Raw genomic sequence first — 16,780 nt, 5'->3', positions numbered from 1 at the left:
GAGCGGGTCGCTCAATCAGCCCACGAGCGGGTCGCTCAATCAGCCCACGGATTGGGTTCCTCGTCGAGGCCCCAGTAGATGCTCTTCTGCCGCGAGTAGGCGGCGATACCGCTGCGCCCCTTCTCCACCCCGAGTCCGCTCTCCTTGACGCCACCGAACGGCGTCGAGATGCTGAACTGCTTGTAGGTGTTGATCCACACGGTGCCGGCCTGGAGGCGGCGGGCGAGTTTCCACGCGCGACGGTAGTCGCGCGTCCAGATTCCTGATGCCAGACCGAATACCGAATCATTGGCCTGTGCAACCAGATCCGCGTCGCCGTCGAACGGCAGGACCACGAGGACGGGTCCGAAGATCTCCTCCTGGCAGGTGCGCGAATTGTTGGGGAGCCCGTCGATGATCGTCGGCAGGTAGTACGCGCCGTCGCGGAGCCGTTCGTCGTCGGGGATCGCCCCGCCGCACAACACTCGTCCGCCCTCTTCGCGAGCGAGGTCGACGTATGCGGCGACGCTGTCGCGGTGCTTGCGGTGGACCATCGGCCCGACCTGGGTGTCGGGGTCGCGGCCGGGCCCGAGTCGCAGTCGCTGCGTCTTGGCCACCAGCTTCTCGAGGAATTCGTCGTAGATGCGGCGGTCGACGAACAGCCGGGATCCGGCGATGCAGCTCTGCCCGGTGGACGAGAAGATCCCGTACATGACGCCGTTCACGGCGGCGTCGAGGTCCGCGTCGTCCAGCACGATCGTCGGCGACTTGCCGCCGAGTTCGAGCGACACGGGCATCAGCTTGTCGGCTGCCGCGTGCGCGATGGACCGTCCGGTGTTGGTGCCGCCGGTGAACGTCACCTTCCCGACACCGGGGTGGGTGACGATGGCGTCGCCGACCACCGAGCCCTTGCCCGGCAGCACCGACAGCAGTCCGGCAGGCAGTTGTGTTTGGTCGATGAGCCGCGCCAGTTCCAGCGACACCAGCGGCGTCCACTCGGCGGGCTTGAGGACGACGGCGTTGCCTGCCGCCAGCGCGGGCGCGATCTTCTGCGCGTCGCTGGCCACCGGCGAGTTCCACGGTGCGATGGCGCCGACCACGCCGATGGGCTCGAGAACGCTCATCGTGAGGAAGTTGCCGCGCGGGGTGGTGAGGTCGTCGTCCGCGGTTTCGAGGACGGCGGCGAAGTAGCGGAACGTGCCCGCCGCGCTGCCGACGAGTGCGGTGGTCTCGGCGACCGTCTTGCCGGTGTTGTAGCTCTGCAGCAGCGCCAGCCGGGACGTGTTCGCCTCGATCGCGTCGGCGATGCGGTGCAGGTACTTCGCCCGCTGGTGCGGGAGCAGCGCGCGCCACGCCGGGTCGTCGGCGGCGGCGCGGCCCTTCCGGACCGCCTCGTCGGCGTCGTCGGCGGTGGCCTGGTGGATCACCTGCAGGGTTTCGCCGGTCGACGGGTCCGTGACCGCGAACGCGGGTCCGTTCGCCTGCCGCCACTGCCCGGCGACCAGGATCCGGTCGGCGACCGGGACGAACGGCAGTGTCTGTGGTGCGGTGTCGAGAACGGTCACTGGGAGATCTCCTCGAGAGTCTTTTCGCGGGTTTCGACGGCGAAGAAGCCGACCACGAGGGCACCGATCATTGCGACCGCGGCGAACATTCCGAAGACGACGGTGAGTGTGCCGCCCCCGTCGAGGATGGCGCCGACGGCGAGGGGACCGACGATGATGCCGAGGCGTCCGCTCGCTCCGCCGATCGCGCAGCCGATGGCTCGCATCCGGGTCGGGTACAGCTCCGCGGTGTAGACGTAGAGCGCCATGTTGACGGCGAAGACGAACAGCGCGGATCCGGCCGACCAGAACAGGACCTTCGTCGCGGTGTCGGCGCCGGAGGCGGCGAGCAGGAAGAGCAGCGACGAGCACAGGACCATCGACGCGGTGATGCAGATGCGGCGACCGAGGTTGTCGATGAGGAACGCGACGAGGATGCAGCCGATCAGGCCGGCGACGCTGGTGACGATGCTGTAGTGCAGGGCGGTGTCGACGCTGACGTCGAATGCGGATCGGTACAGCGTCGGCAGCCAGGACGCGATGCCGTAGTTGACGAAGTAGGCGCAGCCCCAGATCGCCGCAAGCATCAGCGTGCGACGCAGGTAGATACCCCGGAAGGCCTCCGCGAACGTTCCGCGGCGGGTGTCGACGGCGACGGCGGGCAGCGGCTGCGGGGCCGGGAGCGTCTTGCCGTACTTGCCGGTGATCTCGTTCTCGATGCGGGTCATGGCGTTGTGCGCATCCTCGTGGCGGCCACGGGACGCGAGCCAGCGCGGCGACTCGGGCAGCTTCCACAGCAGCGGCAGGAGCACGACGGGCAGCGCGCCGAGCGCGAACAGGATCTTGTAGCCGTAGTTCGGGACCACCCACGCCGACACGATCGCCGACATCACGAGCCCGATCGGGAAGATCACCTCGTAGAGCAGCACGAATCGTCCGCGCTTGTGGGCTTTGGTGATCTCGCCGATGTAACTCGCTGCGACCGGGACCTCGGCGCCGAGGCCGATACCCTGCACGAATCGGAAGACGAGGAAGAGCATCAGGCTGTCGGTGAACGCCATGCCGAGGCTCATCACGGCGTAGAGCGCGAGCGAGAAGATGATGACGTTGAGCCGGCCGACGCGGTCGGCGAACCAGCCGCCGGCGAGGGCGCCGACGAGCATGCCGATGCCGCCGATGGCGATCACCCAGGCGATGTCGCCGGGGGTCAGACCCCACTTGGGGATGAGAACGGGGAGAGAGTACGCGATCATCAGCTGGTCGAAGCCGTCGAAGAACGTGACGGCGCCGACGATGACGCGGGCCTTGATGTGCCACCTGCTCATCGGCAGGCGTTCGAGTCGGGCGCTGATCATCTCAGCTGTGGCAGCCATGGCGGGCGATACCGTCGTCATGAGCATCCTCAGGGTCGGGTCGAGGCGTTTACTTAAGCCCTTAAAGGCTTACCGCTAAGATGTAATCTCACGCACATGAGAAACGTCAACCCTTGACTTTGGAAGAAACATGTTATTCACACCTGTGCGTACTTCTTAACCTTCCGCGGTTAACAAGTGCTCACGGGTGAGAGAGCCGTCGACTACGCGGTGGACTGCATCCATTCTGCACAGATGCGTGCGGTCGTGTGTCACGAGCAGCGTCGCGACCTCGCGCTCTCGCACCACACCGAGGATCAGATCCATGATCGCGGCGCCCCGTTCCTGGTCGAGCGCGCTGGTCGGCTCGTCGACGACCAGCAGCGACGGATCGTTCATCAGCGCCCGGGCCAGGTTGACCCGCTGCCGCTGCCCACCCGACAACTGCGCGGGCCGCTTCCCGGCGTGGTCAGCGAGGCCGACGGCGTCGAGCAGGTCGCGAGCCTTCGCGCGCCCGGCCCGCCGCGGCACGGACATCCGCTGCCCGAGATGCGCCATCACCTCCAGTTGTTCGAGGGCCGTCAACGACGACACCAGATTGGACTGCTGGAACACGATGCCGATCCGGTCGCGGCGCAGCGTGGACGCCTCCCGCCGGCTCAGCGCGGTGAGTTCGGTGGTGCCCAACCGGACGGAGCCCGAGTCGGGCCGGATCAGCGTCGACGCCACCGCGAGAAGCGTCGACTTTCCGGAACCGGACGGACCGGTGATCGCGGCGATCTCACCCCGGCCGAGGGTCAGCGACACCGAGTCGAGGGCGGTGACGCGTCCCGCGCCGTCGGGGTAGGTGAGGGTGACGTCGTCGAGGATGAGGGCGGGGGTGGTCATCGTGTGCTCCCGAGGGCGGTGAGGGGGTCGGTGGTGAACAGGAAGCGGAGCGCGAACGCGGCGCCGAGGAGGCCCAGCCCGACGAGGGCGGTGGCGGGCAGGACAGTGATGGAGATGTCGAGCACGAACGGCACGGCGTCGCCGATCATCGACCCGGCCACCGCTGCCGTCCCGACACCGACACCCACGCCGGCGAGCAGGACGACGAGCGCCTGCCCGAGCGCGTCCCGCACGAGCGACCCGGTGGACGCGCCGAGCGCCTTCAACGTCGCGACATCGGGGGTCCGCTGGAGGGTCCAGACCGTGAAGAACGCGCCGATCACCAGCGCGGAGATCGCGAACAGCATCACCGTCATCAACGTCAGTGACCCGTTCTCGGAGGTATAGGAGCCGATGGCGGAGAAGGAGTCGGCCACACTTCGGGAGGTCGTCCCCGCGACGGCGTTCGTGGCGTCGTCCCCGCCGGCCACCGCGAGCACCGTCGCCGCACCCCCACGCGGGTTCGCGTGCTGCCAGTCGGCGAGCGTCATCCACACGGCCGGGCTGTGGCCGTACCAGTCGTCGCCGCGGACTGCGGTCACCGCGAAGGTGACGTCGCCGACGGTGAGACGGTCGCCGGCGCCGACGCCGAGGGATCGCGCCGCGCCGGCCCCGAGGATCACGGTTCCCGGCGCGGACGGTGCACGGTCGCCCACACCGCCGTCCGCGCCGACCAGTGCCACCCCCTTCGCCGGACCTCCTACTGCCGACGCCGAGCCTCGTCCGACGCCGATCGGCTGCACCGAGTCGGCGCTCCGCCGCCAGACGGCCACCTGCTCGGACGTCAGCACGGACTCGTCGAACCACGGACCGTCGTCGGAGGCGGCGAAGACCACCGACTCCGCGTCGATGCGTTCCACGACGGACACGTTCTGATGACGCAGTCCGGCCGTGAGGCCGCTGAGAAACGTGACGAGCAGCGCTATCAGCACCACGACGACGGATATCAGCGCGAAGCGACCACGCGCGGCACGCAGGTCTCTCGATGCGACGAACACAGGTGGTCCTCTCCAGATCACGACCGACGCCGCAGTCGATGCGGGCCGGGGCGGCCCTCACGGCCTCCGAACTCACCGTGCCCCGGACACGACACGGTTCCATCGCACGTGCGGTGGAATTCTCGGTGGTCGAAGGTCGGGTGCGCGTTCCGCCTTTCGATGGATGCCGGGTGCGGTCGCGTCGATAAGCTGGGCGGGGTGCACCGCTCCCCTCTCACGCCCGTGTTCGCGGGACTCCAACTGGGACTGCATGCGCTGATCGCGGCGCTCACTGCAGTCGTGATCTTGCGCGCCGTCCTTCCGGACGCACCGCAGGCACCGGCGATCGTGGTGCTGTCGGTGGCGTTTCTCGCGGTGTACGCGGCGGGAGCGACGCGTCGTCTGCGCGGGACGTGGTGGCTCGCAGCGCTGACGGCTCTGTGGGTGGCGCTGATGGTCCTCGCCCCCGACGCCGCCTATCTCGCGTTCGGGCTGTTCTTCCTGTACCTGCATCTGCTGCCGCGACGCTGGGGAGTCCTGGCGGTCGCAGCCGCGACCGTCGTGGCGGTCGTGGGCACCGGAATGCACCGCGGCTGGAGCGTCGCGGGTGTCGTCGGTCCGGTGATCGGTGCGTGCGTCGCGGTGGCGATCGGCCTCGGCTACCGGGCGTTGTACCGGGAGGCTGTCGAACGCGATCGCCTCATCGACGAATTGACCCGAACCCGAGCCGAACTCGCCGAGCAGGAACGTGCCGCCGGCTCCCTGACCGAACGGGAGCGGCTCGCACGCGAGATCCACGACACCGTCGCGCAGGATCTGTCGAGCATTCAGATGCTGCTCCACGCCGTCGAACGCGCCGCCCCCGACCACCCCGCCCGGGACCGCATCCGGTTGGCGCGGGAGACGGCCGCCGACAGCCTCGCCGAAACCCGTCAGCTCATCGGCGATCTCACACCCGCCGTCCTCGACGGGCAGTCACTCGTGGACGCGCTCGCACGGATCTGCACGCAGGCGAGGAACGACACGTTCGACACCATTGCCGTGGTCGAGGGGGAGCCGGTGCGATTGCCGATGCCCGTCGAGGCGGCGTTGGTGCGGATTGCGCAGGGCGCGGTGTCGAACGTGGTCCGGCACGCACACGCATCCCGGATGGCGGTCACTCTCACCTACTACGAGGACGCGGTCCGGTTGGACGTCGTCGACGACGGCGGCGGCTTCGATGTCGCACTCCTCGACCGTGAACCGTCGAAAGCGTTCGGGCTGAATTCGATTCGCCGACGCGTCGAGCTGCTCGACGGGTCGATGTCGGTGGAGTCGGAACCAGGACTGACCGCGGTCGCGGTGTCGTTCCCGCTCGAGGTCGGCGCATGATCCGACTGCTGCTCGCCGACGACCACGCGATCGTTCGCGCGGGCCTGCGCGCCCTCCTCGAGCACGAGCACGACATCGAGGTGGTCGGCGAGGCTGCCACCGCCGACGCCGCCGTGGCGTTGTGCGCGACGACTCCGGTCGACCTGGTGCTCATGGACCTCCGGTTCGGCGCCGGCACCTCAGGTGTGGACGCCACCCGGAACCTGCGGTCCCTGCCGAACCCACCGCACGTGCTGGTCGTCACCAACTACGACACGGACGCCGACATCCTCGACGCGGTCGCGGCCGGCGCCGCCGGGTATCTCCTGAAGGACACTCCCCCGCCCGAACTCCTCGCCGCCGTCCGCGCGGCGTCGGCCGGCGACAGCGTCCTCTCCCCGGCCGTGGCGTCGAAACTGATGACGCGCGTACGCCGACCTGCCACCAGCCTCAGCCCACGGGAGATCCAGGTGCTGACGTTGGTGGCTGCCGGGCGATCCAATCGGGAGATCGGTAAGGAACTCTTCCTCTCCGAGACCACCGTGAAGTCCCATCTCGTCCACATCTTCGGCAAACTCGGCGTCAAGTCCCGGACCTCCGCAATCGCCCGGGCCCGCGAGCTGGGCACCATCCCCAGGTGAGTGGCAATGTGTGCGGACGCACACTTTGCCACTCACATGCGTTTACGCTGGGGAAATGGACCCACCGGTCGTCCAGTACATCCAGCGGGACGGGCACGCGCTGGCGTATCAGGTGGTGGGCGGCGGTTCGCTGGACGTGGTGTGGCTCTTCGAGATCAACATGCACCTCGACCTGATGTGGACAGACCCGCAGATCCACTACCTGATGGAACGGGGCAGCACGTTCGCCCGCACCGCTTACTTCCAGCAGCGGGGGCTGGGCCTGTCCGACCCGGTCGACCACCTGCCGACGCTCGAGGAGCAGGCCGACGACATCGTCGCGGTCATGGACGAGATCGGGATGCGCGAGGCACTGCTGGTGGGCGTGGCCAGCGCGAGCGGCGCCGTCGCGCTCGTGGCGGCGCGGTCACCGGAACGAGTCACCGGAGTGCTGCTGATCCAGCCGTTCGCCGAACGCCTGATCGGCGGCGACCACGATCCGGAGGGATGGTCGACCGCCGAACGGGACCACTTCGTCGAGGGATGGCGGGCGGCCACGGAGGTGTGGGGGTCGGGCGCGACCGTGCCGTTGTGGGATCCCGGCGAGGATTCCCCGTTCAACCGACGGCTGATGTCGATGCTCGAGCGAAGTTCGGCGACACCGGCCGTCGCGCGCGCCCACATGGAGTGGATCTTCCGCCTCGACTACTCCGACATACTGCCGGCGATCCAGTGCCCGGCCCGGATCGTCATCGTCTCGGGCAGTCCCGTTCCCGCGGCCGCCGCGCGGTACGTCGCCGATCACATCCCGCAGAGCACTTTCCATCTGCTGCCGCCCGCGCCGACCGGCGCGTCGCTCGGGGAGGCGTGGAAGCCGATCATCGACGACGTCGAGCAACTCGCCACCGGTGGTCACCCGACACCGGACGCCGGGCAGTTCGTTGCGTCCGTGTTGTTCACCGACGTCGTCGGGTCGACGGAGATGCTCGCCAGGATCGGCGACGGCGCCTACCGGGAACTCCGCGCCGCCCACGAACGGCAGGTGCGCGACGGGGTGGAGAGGGCGGGCGGACGCCTCCTCAACGTCGCGGGCGACGGCACGTTCAGCATCTTCGACGGCCCCACCTCGGCGATCCGGTGTGCGCGGAGCGTCGTCGACGACGCGTGCGCCCTCGGCCTCGACGTGCGGGCCGGCGTACACACCGGGCAGGTGGAGCGGAACGGGCCCGACGTCAGCGGGATGACCGTCCACATCGGAGCGCGCATCGGAGCGACGGCCCGCGCCGGGGAAGTGCTGGTGTCACGTACCGTGCGCGACCTCGTGGTGGGGTCGGGTCTCCGGTTCACCGAAGTCGGTGAACACGAACTCAAGGGTGTCCCGGGTCGATGGATCCTCTACGCGCTCTCCGACGCGGACACACCCCGGATGGTGCCGCGGCGCGCACCACGGCTCAGCGTCATCGACCAGGCCATCCTGCGCACCGCGAAGCGGGCACCGCAGGCACTGCGCGCGCTCGTCGGCGCCGCCAACGCGAGGCAACGCCGACTGTCCCGCTGACCCCCAGGTGAGTGGCAAAGCGTGCGCCAGCACACTTTGCCACTCACGTCACCTCACACCGCCGTGGGCTGGCGGGCAGGCGCCTGCTGGATGTCGGGCGACGAGTACTTGCGAACGATCGCGACGAGGCAGAGCAGCCCGATCGCTCCGGCGCCGGCGAGGAAGGCGCCGACGCGCCAGGCGTTGGACGCGTCGCCGTTGATGAGCAGCACCATGACCATCGGTGAGAAGCCACCGATGATGGCGGAGATCTGGTAGCCGAGGGAGGCACCGGAGAATCGGATCTCGGGCGGGAACAGTTCCGCGAACAGCGTTCCCTGCGTTCCGGTCTGGAACGACATGACGATCACGGCGCCGAAGACGGCGAGCGCGAACGGCCACAGCGTGCCCTGGCTCGAGTGTCCGATCATGAGCCACATGGGGATTCCCCACAGCAGCATTCCGGCGGTGCCGATTCCGAAGATCAGCTTCCGGCCGTAGATGTCGGAGAGGTATCCGGCCAGCGGTACCAGCGGAATCATCAGAACGCAGGCGGCGAGGATGAAGCCGAGCACGGTCGAGCGTTCGATCCCGAGGTATGTGGTGGCGAACTGCACGGACCCCGTGATCATCGTGTAGAAGAAGATGACGCCGATGGCGTTCGCGCCGGCCGCGGTGAGTACGGTGCCGGGATTGTTGCGCAGCACCTGCAGGATCGGCGACTTCCGCGCGACCGGAGTCGCGGCGAGCTTCTTCGACAGTTCCCGGAACTCGGGTGTCTCCTCCAGGTAGCGGTGGATGACGAAGGCGACCGGGAGCATCACGAGGCTGATCCAGAACGGGATGCGCCACGCCCACGCGAGGAACGACTCGGAGTCGAATACCGCTGTGATGACGAGGAAGACGACGTTTCCGAGCACGACGCCGATGGGCACGCCGAGCTGCGCGAAGCTGCCGTAGAACCCGCGACGTCCGGCGGGGGCGTTCTCGGTGGCGAGGAGGACGGCACCGCCCCATTGCGCTCCGACGGCGAGGCCCTGGCAGATCCGCAGCGTCACGAGAATCGTGGGTGCGAGCCACACGAGTTGGGTATTGGGCACGAGGCCGATCAGCGACGTCGCGACGGCCATCATCACGATGGCCGCGACGAGTACCGGTTTGCGCCCCACCTTGTCGCCGAAGTGGCCGGCGAGGACGCCGCCGATCGGCCGGGCGATGAAGCCGACCGCCACCGTGGCGAACGAGTTGAGGGCGGCGACGACCTGACTGTCGGTCGCGAAGAATGTGGCGTTGAAGACGAGTGCGGCGGCGGTCGCGTAGATGAAGAAGTCGTACCACTCGAGTGAGGTCGAGATGGCGGCCGCGAACGAGGCGCGCGCGGCCCGGGGCTTGCCCGCGCGTTGTGTGTTCGAATCGGTGGGCATGATGGTCTCCTGCTCAGTCTTGGGCAATGGAACCGAATGTGTCTCGGAGAACGCGTTTGAGGATCTTGCCGCTCGGGTGCTTCGGGAGGGAGTCGGCGACGATCACGTACTTGGGCACCTTGTATCCGGCGAGTCGTCCGCGGCAGTGCTCCACGACGTCCTTCTCGTCGAGTTCGACGCCGGCGGCGGGGACCACGACTGCGGCGACCGCTTCGATCCACCGTGGGTGCGGCACCGCGAACACGGCGGCCTCACCGACGCCGTCGAGTTCGTAGAGCGTTTCCTCGACCTCCCGGGTCGCGACATTTTCCCCGCCGGTCTTGATCATGTCCTTCTTGCGGTCGACCACCCACAGGTATCCGTCCTCGTCGAGGTAGCCGAGGTCGCCGGAGTGGAACCACCCGCCCGCGAATGCTTCCGCGGTCTTCTCGGGTTGTCCGAGATAGCCGACGGTGGCGTGCGGGCTGCGGTGCACGATCTCGCCGACCTCGCCCGCGGGAAGCGGAAGGTCCCGGTCGTCGACGATGCGTGTTTCCACGTTGAGAGCGGGTTTGCCCGCCGAACCACCGCGCGTGTCTTGATCTTCCGGCCCGAGGGCCGTCGCGAGTGACGCCATTTCCGTCTGCCCGTAGAAGTTCCACAGCCGGATACCCGGCAACCGGCGGTTCATTTCGCGCAGGATCTCCACCGGCAGCGGTGATGCGCCGTAGTAGCCCTTGCGCAGCGAACGCAGGTCGGCGCTCTCGAACTCGGGTGACTGCAGCAGCGAGATCCACACCGTCGGAGGGCAGAACAGGTTGGTCACCTGCTCGGCCTCGATGGTGCGGAGCAGCACCTGCGGGTCGGGCCCGTCGACGATGATGCTCGTCGCGCCGAGATAGATGTCGGTGCTGAGGAAGTTGTCGAGCTGAGCGCAGTGGTACAGCGGCAGCGCGTGCACCTCCACGTCGTCGCTGCTCATGCCGCCGGTGACGATGCAGCTGATGTACTGCCACATCAGCGACCGGCTGGTGAGCATCGCACCCTTGGGCCGTGATTCGGTGCCCGACGTGTACATGATGCGGACCACGTCGTCGTCTGCCACGAACACCTCGGGCGGCGAACCGAATTCGCCCTCGGTCCAGTCAGTCACCGAACGCCACCCATCTGGTGTGGCCGTATCCCCGAGCGGGATCGTGGCCCGCACCCGGACGCTTCCCGTCGATTCCGCGAGCGCCTTCTCGGCAACGGGCACCAGGGCGTCCTCGACGACGAACGCGTCGGCTGCGCAGTCGTCGAGGATGTATGCGATCTCCCCGCCGGTCAGCATGAAGTTGACCGGCACGAGAACCACACCGAGCCGGGCGGTCGCGAAGTTCAGCACCGGGTACTGCCAGCAGTTGTGCGACAACAGCGCGAGCCGGTCGCCCCGCGTCAGCCCCTCGGAGTGCAGGGCCGCCGCGACCCTGTCGATCAGGGTGTCGAATTCGGCGAACGTGAGCCGGACGTCGCGGTGCACCACGGCGAGCTTGTCCGGGAAACGCGCCGCGGACCGCCGCGGAATGTCGCCGATGCTTTGCTGCCGGGCGCGTGTGCTGTCGTCGTTCACCCGCGGACTTCTTTCAGTACCGGGGTGGCGGCGAACTCCGCGCGGGCGAGGGAGCGGCGGTGCACCTGGTCGGGACCGTCGGCGATCTGCAGGAACCGGGCCTGCGCGTAGAGCACCGGCAGGATCGTGTCCTGTGACAGCCCGGCGCCGCCGAAGATCTGCATCGCGTCGTCGACGATCCGCTTGACCGTCAGCGGCACCATCACCTTGGCTGCGGCGATGTCGTGACGGGCCGCCTTCGTGCCCTCGGCGTCCATCCGCCAGGCGGCCCGCAGCACCAGCAGCCGGGCGGCGTCGAGGTGGATCCGCGCGTCCGCGACGGTCGCCTGCACGACCCCCTCGTCGGCGAGGGGCCTGCCGAACGCCACCCGGGTGCGGGCGCGTTCGGTCATCAGCGCAATCGCCCGCTCGGCCATGCCGATCAACCGCATGCAGTGGTGGATGCGCCCCGGACCGAGGCGGGCCTGCGCGACCGCGAAGCCCTTGCCGCGCGGTCCGAGCAGGTTCGCCTTGGGGACGCGGACCTTGTCGAAGACGATCTCGCCGTGCCCGCCCTCGTGGCGGTCGGTGAAGCCGAGCACCGTGGTGGACCGGACGATGGTCAGACCGGGGGTGTCCATGGGAACGAGGACGATGCTGTGCCGGCTGCCGACCGGGGCACCTGGGTCGGTGACGCCCATGACCATCGCCACCCGGCAGTCGTCGCGCAGGGCCGCGGTGGACCACCACTTGCGGCCGGTCAGCACCCAGTCGTCGCCGTCCTCGGCGATCTCGAACCGGACGTTGTTGGCGTCCGAGCTCGCGACGTCGGGTTCGGTCATCGAGAAGCACGACCGGAACTCGCCTGCGAGCAGGGGTTCGAGCCATTCCCGCTTCTGCTCGTCGGTGCCGTACAGGTGCAGCAGCTCCATGTTGCCGGTGTCCGGGGGGTTGCAGTTGAACGCCTCGGGCGCGATCAGCGGGCTCCAGCCGGTGAGTTCCGCCAGGGGCGCGTACTCGAGGTTCGTCAGGCCCGCACCCTCGCGCGCGGGCAGGAAGAGATTCCACAGGCCCTCGCGCTTCGCGGCCGCCTTCAGGTCGGCCACGATCGGCGGCGCACCCCAGTGGTCCGGCTTCGAGGCCAGTTGCTCCTCGGCGATCGTCTCGGCAGGTAGTACCCGCTCCTGCATGAACTTCGTCAGCTTCGCTTGCAGTTCCAGCACTTTCGGGCTGTAGTCGAAATCCACTTCCGTGGCTCCAATCTCTTCGGTGGTGCCGCGGTCAGCGGCGGAGTTCGGACACGGGCGACACGGCGGCGAGGTCGAGTGCACGCTGCAACAGCGGGCCGACCATGTCGCCGACGTCGTCGAAACCCCCACCAACGGTGTCGCCCTGTGCGTGCCGGGCATTGATGCCCTCGAGGATGACGGCGATCTTGACGTCGGCGAACACCGTGTACCAGTCGATGTCGGGGATCTCGATGCCGCGCCGCGTGGCGTAGCGGTCGAGAAGTTCGGTACGGGTGGGGAATCCGTCGAGTCGGGCGAGACCCTTGGTCACCGGGTTGTCGACGGCGCCGGGTTGGTCCCAGAAGCTCAGCATGATCCCGACATCGGCGAACGTGTCGCCGAGCGTGGCCATTTCCCAGTCCAGAACGGCGACGATCTTCCCGGCGTCGTTACGGGACGCGAGCACGTTGTCGAGTTTGACGTCGCCGTGGACGATGCCCGGGAAGTGCGAGGTGGGCAGCGCCCGGCGCAGCTTGTCGAGCAGCACGGACACCTCGGGCCGATCGGTGGTGCGCGAGGCCTCCCACTGCCGGGACCAACGGTCGAGCTGACGTTCGAGGTATCCGCCGGGGCGGCCGAACGAGCCGAGCCCGACCGCGGCGGGGTCGACGCCGTGCAGTGCGGCCAGGGTGTCGGCGAGGTCGAGTCCGAGCCGGCGACGGTCGTCCGGGGTGAGTGCCGACGCCTGCTCGACCGTTCCGACGGGTGTTCCGTCCACCAGTTCCATGAGGTAGAACGCGGCTCCGAGCACGTCCTTGTCCTCGCACAGCAGCACCGCGTCGGGCACCGGGACGGCGGTTCCCGCCAGTCCCCTGATCACGGTGAACTCGCGCTTCATGTCGTGAGCGCTGGGCAGGACGTGCCCGTACGGTGGCCGCCGCAGAACCCACGTCCGGTCGGCGTCGGCGACGCGGTAGGTGGGGTTCGATCGGCCACCGCTGATGAGCGAGACGGCGAGGTCGCCGCGCACCCCGCCCTCGAGTGCGTCGTCGAGGTAGTGGGCGAGAGCAGTGAGGTCGACGCCGGCCGAATCCTCCCGGTCCTCGTGGGTGTCCGCTTCGGCGTGGGACGTCGTCATCCGCTGCGTCCTTTCGAATACTTCGATCTTCAGCCAAACGCTCGTTCGGCCAGTTCTCATCATCAACCGAGTGAACGTCGGAAGTCAATATCTCCTTATACAGCGACTAAAGATCCAGAACTGTCGAAAAAGGCCCGACGCCCGAACACCTTGCCAATCGATCGTTCGCTTGGCATGATCCACGAGAAGTGATGCACGTCTCATCCGCCTCCGAAAGGTCAGGACACCAATGACGGACCAGTTGACCGGGTCTGCTGCCACCACCGCATGGCGGACCGAAGACCGCATCCGAGCGCGCCGCGCCGCGATCGCGGGTGGCGTGGGCACCCTGATCGAGTACTACGACTTCAGCCTGTACGGCTACCTCGCGATCGTGATGGCCCCACTCTTCTTCCCCAGCAGCGACCCGGCCATCGCGCTGCTGTCCGCACTCGCCGTGTTCGGCACCGCCTACCTCATGCGCCCACTCGGTGGCATCGTGTTCGGGCACATCGGCGACCGGCTCGGACGGAAGAAGGCCCTCCTCGCGACGCTCGTCTGCATGGGCCTCGGCAGCATGGCCATGGGATTCCTGCCCACCCACGCGCAAGCGGGGATCTGGGCCACCGTGCTGCTCGTCGTCGTGCGGATGGTCCAGGGATTCTCGGCAGGCGGCGAGGTCGGCGGCTCGGCCACGTTCATCTCCGAATCCGCGCCGCGGCATCTCGAGGCCACCTACGGGGCGTTCACCCCGCTCGGATCCACGATGGGGTTCGCGATGGCCGCAGCGGTCGCAGGCACGGTGTCGGCGTTGACGACCGACGCGCAACTCGAGAGCTGGGGATGGCGGGTCCCGTTCCTGCTCGCGTTGCCGCTGACGCTGCTCTGCCTGTGGGCCCGCACCCGGGTCGAGGAGACCCACGGTGAGGACGCCGATTCCGGACCGGTCCAGGCGCCCGTCGTCGCCGTCTTCCGGCGGCAGCCGCTCGCCCTCCTGCAGTCGGTCGGGATCAGCCTGGCGTGCAACGGAACCGCGTACATCGGCCTCACCTACATGAGCATCCATCTCATGAAGAGCCTCGGCTACGAACGCACCCCGGTCTACTGGATCGCGACCGCCGTCATCGGTGTCGTCGCGCTCGCGATGCCGCTCGGGGGCATGCTCGCCGACCGCATCGGACGGTTGCGGTTCACCGTGATCAGCCTCGCCGGATTCGCGATCATCACCTTCCCCGCCATGGCCGTCATGCACCACAGCCTGTGGATCGCCGCGATCGCCTACCTACTGATCATGGTCAACACCGTGGGAACCCAGGTCGGCGCGTACACGCTGATGCCGCTGCTGTTCGACAAGGACGTCCGCTTCACCGGGGTCGCCATGGGCTGGAACCTCGGCGTCGTCATCGCCGGTGGCACCGCCCCCTTCGTCGCCGTCTGGCTGGTGGAGAAGACCGGAAACGTCCTCTCCCCTGCCGTTTTCGTGATCGTCGCTGCGGTCATCGGACTGATCTCGGTGGCCGGTGTGGCCCGCCGGTCCAAGGTCGCGCAGGAGCAACTCGGCTGACGTCCGGACAGTGTCCCCCTCGAGATCCCTCACGAATTGGAGCAACCATGTATCCCGGCGCTCATGCTGCCACCACCCCCGACAAGCCGGCCGTGATCATGGCAGGCACCGGGCAGACGGTCACCTTCGCCGAACTCGAGTCCTGCTCGATCCGGATCGCCCGCCACCTGCACGCCCTCGGACTGCGCCGCGGAGATCACGTCGCGGTGCTGGCCACGAACACTCCCGCGATCTTCGACATCTATTGGGCGGCCATGCGTTCCGGTCTCTACCTCACGATGGCGAACTGGCACCTCACGCCACCCGAGATCGCCTACATCGTCGAAGATTGCGGCGCCAAGGCGTTGATCGTCGACGCCGCACTGGACGCGGTTGCGCGTGACCTCCCCGCCCTCACCCCGGCCACCGAGCACCGGCTCGCGTTCGGGGGAACCATTCCCGGCTACGACTCGCTCGACCGGGCCGCCGCCGCGGAGTCGGACGTCCCGCTCCCCGACCAGCCCCGCGGGGCGGACATGCTGTATTCGTCCGGCACCACCGGTCGCCCGAAGGGCATCAAACCGGAACTGCCCGCGCGTCAGATCCAGGAACCCGGCGACACCATGACCGGCATGAACGCGACGGTATGGGGAGTCACACCGGACACCGTCTACCTCTCACCCGCCCCGCTGTATCACGCCGCACCGCTCCGCACCTGCGCGTCGGTGCAGGCCCTCGGCGGCACCGTCGTCGTGATGGACCGCTTCGACGCCGAGCAGGCGCTCGCGTACATCGAGCAGTACCACGTCACCTACAGCCAGTGGGTACCCACGATGTTCGTCCGCATGCTGAAGCTGCCCGCCGAGACCCGGCAGAAGTACGACGTCTCCAGCCTGCGCGTCGCCGTGCACGCCGCGGCCCCGTGCCCGGTGGAGGTGAAGCGGCAGATGATCGAGTGGTGGGGTCCGATCCTGTCGGAGTACTACTCGTCCACCGAACTCAACGGCATGACCCTCGTGAATTCGGACGAATGGCTCCGCAAGCCCGGAACCGTCGGCCGCGCCGCGCTCGGCGTCGCCCACATCTGCGGCGACGACGGTGCCGACCTCGCACCGGGCGAGATCGGCACCCTCTACTTCGAGCGGGACACCCTGCCGTTCGAGTATCACAACGCCCCAGCCAAGACCCGCGACGCCCAGCACCCACAGCACCCGACGTGGACCACCACCGGCGACGTCGGCTACCTCGACGAGGACGGGTTTCTGTTCCTCACCGACCGGAAGTCGTTCATGATCATCTCCGGCGGCGTCAACATCTATCCGCAGGAAATCGAGAACACCCTCACCGAACACCCTGCCGTCCTGGACGTCGCGGTGATCGGGATCCCCGACGAGGAGATGGGTGAATCGGTGCTGGCCGTGGTCCAGACCGTTCCGGGTGTGACCGGGGACGACGCGCTGGCCGGTGACCTCCTCGACCACGTGCGGGGACGGCTCGCCCGGTTCAAGGTCCCGCGGAACGTCGTCTTCAGCGACGACCTCCCCCGCACCCCCACCGGGAAACTCGTCAAGGGCACGTTACGAGATCGGTACGCCGCCGGAGTTCACGCCTGAA

The 16,780-nt window shown here is 68.2% G+C and carries 13 protein-coding genes; 5 read left to right on the top strand and 8 right to left on the bottom strand.

Annotated features, from left to right (window positions below; all coding sequences use genetic code 11):
* Positions 1–35: 35 nt before the first annotated feature.
* From QM693_RS27610 to QM693_RS27595, 4 genes are all read right to left on the bottom strand, one after another.
* The gene (locus QM693_RS27610) at positions 36–1,544 is read right to left on the bottom strand and encodes an aldehyde dehydrogenase (RefSeq protein WP_283353890.1); all 1,509 of its coding nucleotides are present in this window, start codon (positions 1,542–1,544) and stop codon (positions 36–38) included.
* A complete protein-coding gene (locus QM693_RS27605; protein WP_317569642.1) occupies positions 1,541–2,923 on the bottom strand; it encodes an MFS transporter in 1,383 nt (460 codons plus the stop codon). Before QM693_RS27605 ends, QM693_RS27610 begins: the two co-directional genes overlap by 4 nt.
* Before the next feature lie 129 nt (positions 2,924–3,052).
* A complete protein-coding gene (locus QM693_RS27600; RefSeq protein WP_283353889.1) occupies positions 3,053–3,763 on the bottom strand; it encodes an ABC transporter ATP-binding protein in 711 nt (236 codons plus the stop codon).
* Complete coding sequence (locus tag QM693_RS27595; RefSeq protein ID WP_283353888.1) at positions 3,760–4,800, bottom strand: ABC transporter permease; 1,041 nt, start codon at positions 4,798–4,800, stop codon at positions 3,760–3,762. The genes QM693_RS27600 and QM693_RS27595 overlap by 4 nt, the downstream gene beginning before the upstream one ends.
* A gap of 198 nt (positions 4,801–4,998) precedes the next feature.
* On the opposite strand from QM693_RS27595, the gene QM693_RS27590 reads away from it, so the two are divergent.
* From QM693_RS27590 to QM693_RS27580, 3 genes are read left to right on the top strand one after another with little or no spacing between them, the layout of a single operon-like run.
* Positions 4,999–6,150 (top strand): sensor histidine kinase, encoded by a 1,152-nt coding sequence (locus tag QM693_RS27590; RefSeq protein ID WP_283353887.1) that lies wholly within the window; start codon positions 4,999–5,001, stop codon positions 6,148–6,150.
* Positions 6,147–6,770 carry a response regulator gene (locus QM693_RS27585; protein ID WP_061041732.1) on the top strand — a complete coding sequence of 208 codons (624 nt, stop codon included), beginning with the start codon at positions 6,147–6,149 and terminating at the stop codon, positions 6,768–6,770. The genes QM693_RS27590 and QM693_RS27585 overlap by 4 nt, the downstream gene beginning before the upstream one ends.
* A 55-nt stretch (positions 6,771–6,825) precedes the next feature.
* The gene (locus QM693_RS27580; protein ID WP_283353886.1) at positions 6,826–8,307 is read left to right on the top strand and encodes an adenylate/guanylate cyclase domain-containing protein; all 1,482 of its coding nucleotides are present in this window, start codon (positions 6,826–6,828) and stop codon (positions 8,305–8,307) included.
* A 53-nt stretch (positions 8,308–8,360) separates the two neighbouring features.
* On the opposite strand, the gene QM693_RS27575 is transcribed toward QM693_RS27580, so the two are convergent.
* Genes QM693_RS27575 through QM693_RS27560 form a run of 4 tightly spaced genes read right to left on the bottom strand, consistent with a single transcriptional unit; the run spans position 8,361 to position 13,644 of the window.
* Positions 8,361–9,710: an MFS transporter gene (locus tag QM693_RS27575; RefSeq protein WP_283353885.1), complete on the bottom strand. Its 1,350-nt coding sequence runs from the start codon at positions 9,708–9,710 to the stop codon at positions 8,361–8,363.
* A 13-nt stretch (positions 9,711–9,723) separates the two neighbouring features.
* Positions 9,724–11,298, bottom strand: a complete 1,575-nt coding sequence (locus QM693_RS27570; protein ID WP_283353884.1) for an acyl-CoA synthetase — start codon at positions 11,296–11,298, stop codon at positions 9,724–9,726.
* Positions 11,295–12,524, bottom strand: a complete 1,230-nt coding sequence (locus QM693_RS27565) for an acyl-CoA dehydrogenase family protein (protein ID WP_283353883.1) — start codon at positions 12,522–12,524, stop codon at positions 11,295–11,297. Before QM693_RS27565 ends, QM693_RS27570 begins: the two co-directional genes overlap by 4 nt.
* A gap of 34 nt (positions 12,525–12,558) precedes the next feature.
* Complete coding sequence (locus QM693_RS27560; RefSeq protein WP_283353882.1) at positions 12,559–13,644, bottom strand: phosphotransferase family protein; 1,086 nt, start codon at positions 13,642–13,644, stop codon at positions 12,559–12,561.
* A gap of 229 nt (positions 13,645–13,873) precedes the next feature.
* Here QM693_RS27560 and QM693_RS27555 point away from each other — a divergent pair, with 229 nt between their 5' ends.
* Entirely contained in the window at positions 13,874–15,187 is a 1,314-nt protein-coding gene (locus QM693_RS27555; RefSeq protein WP_283353881.1) for an MFS transporter, read from the top strand.
* Positions 15,188–15,234: 47 nt separating this feature from the next.
* Positions 15,235–16,779, top strand: a complete 1,545-nt coding sequence (locus QM693_RS27550; protein WP_283353880.1) for an acyl-CoA synthetase — start codon at positions 15,235–15,237, stop codon at positions 16,777–16,779.
* Position 16,780: the final 1 nt, after the last annotated feature.

It is taken from the genome of Rhodococcus sp. IEGM 1305, assembly GCF_030058635.1.
In the GTDB taxonomy this organism is placed as follows: Bacteria; Actinomycetota; Actinomycetes; order Mycobacteriales; family Mycobacteriaceae; genus Rhodococcus_F; species Rhodococcus_F opacus_D.
The sequence above is the reverse complement of the archived record's forward strand: the minus strand, read 5'-3'. Positions and strand labels throughout refer to the sequence as shown.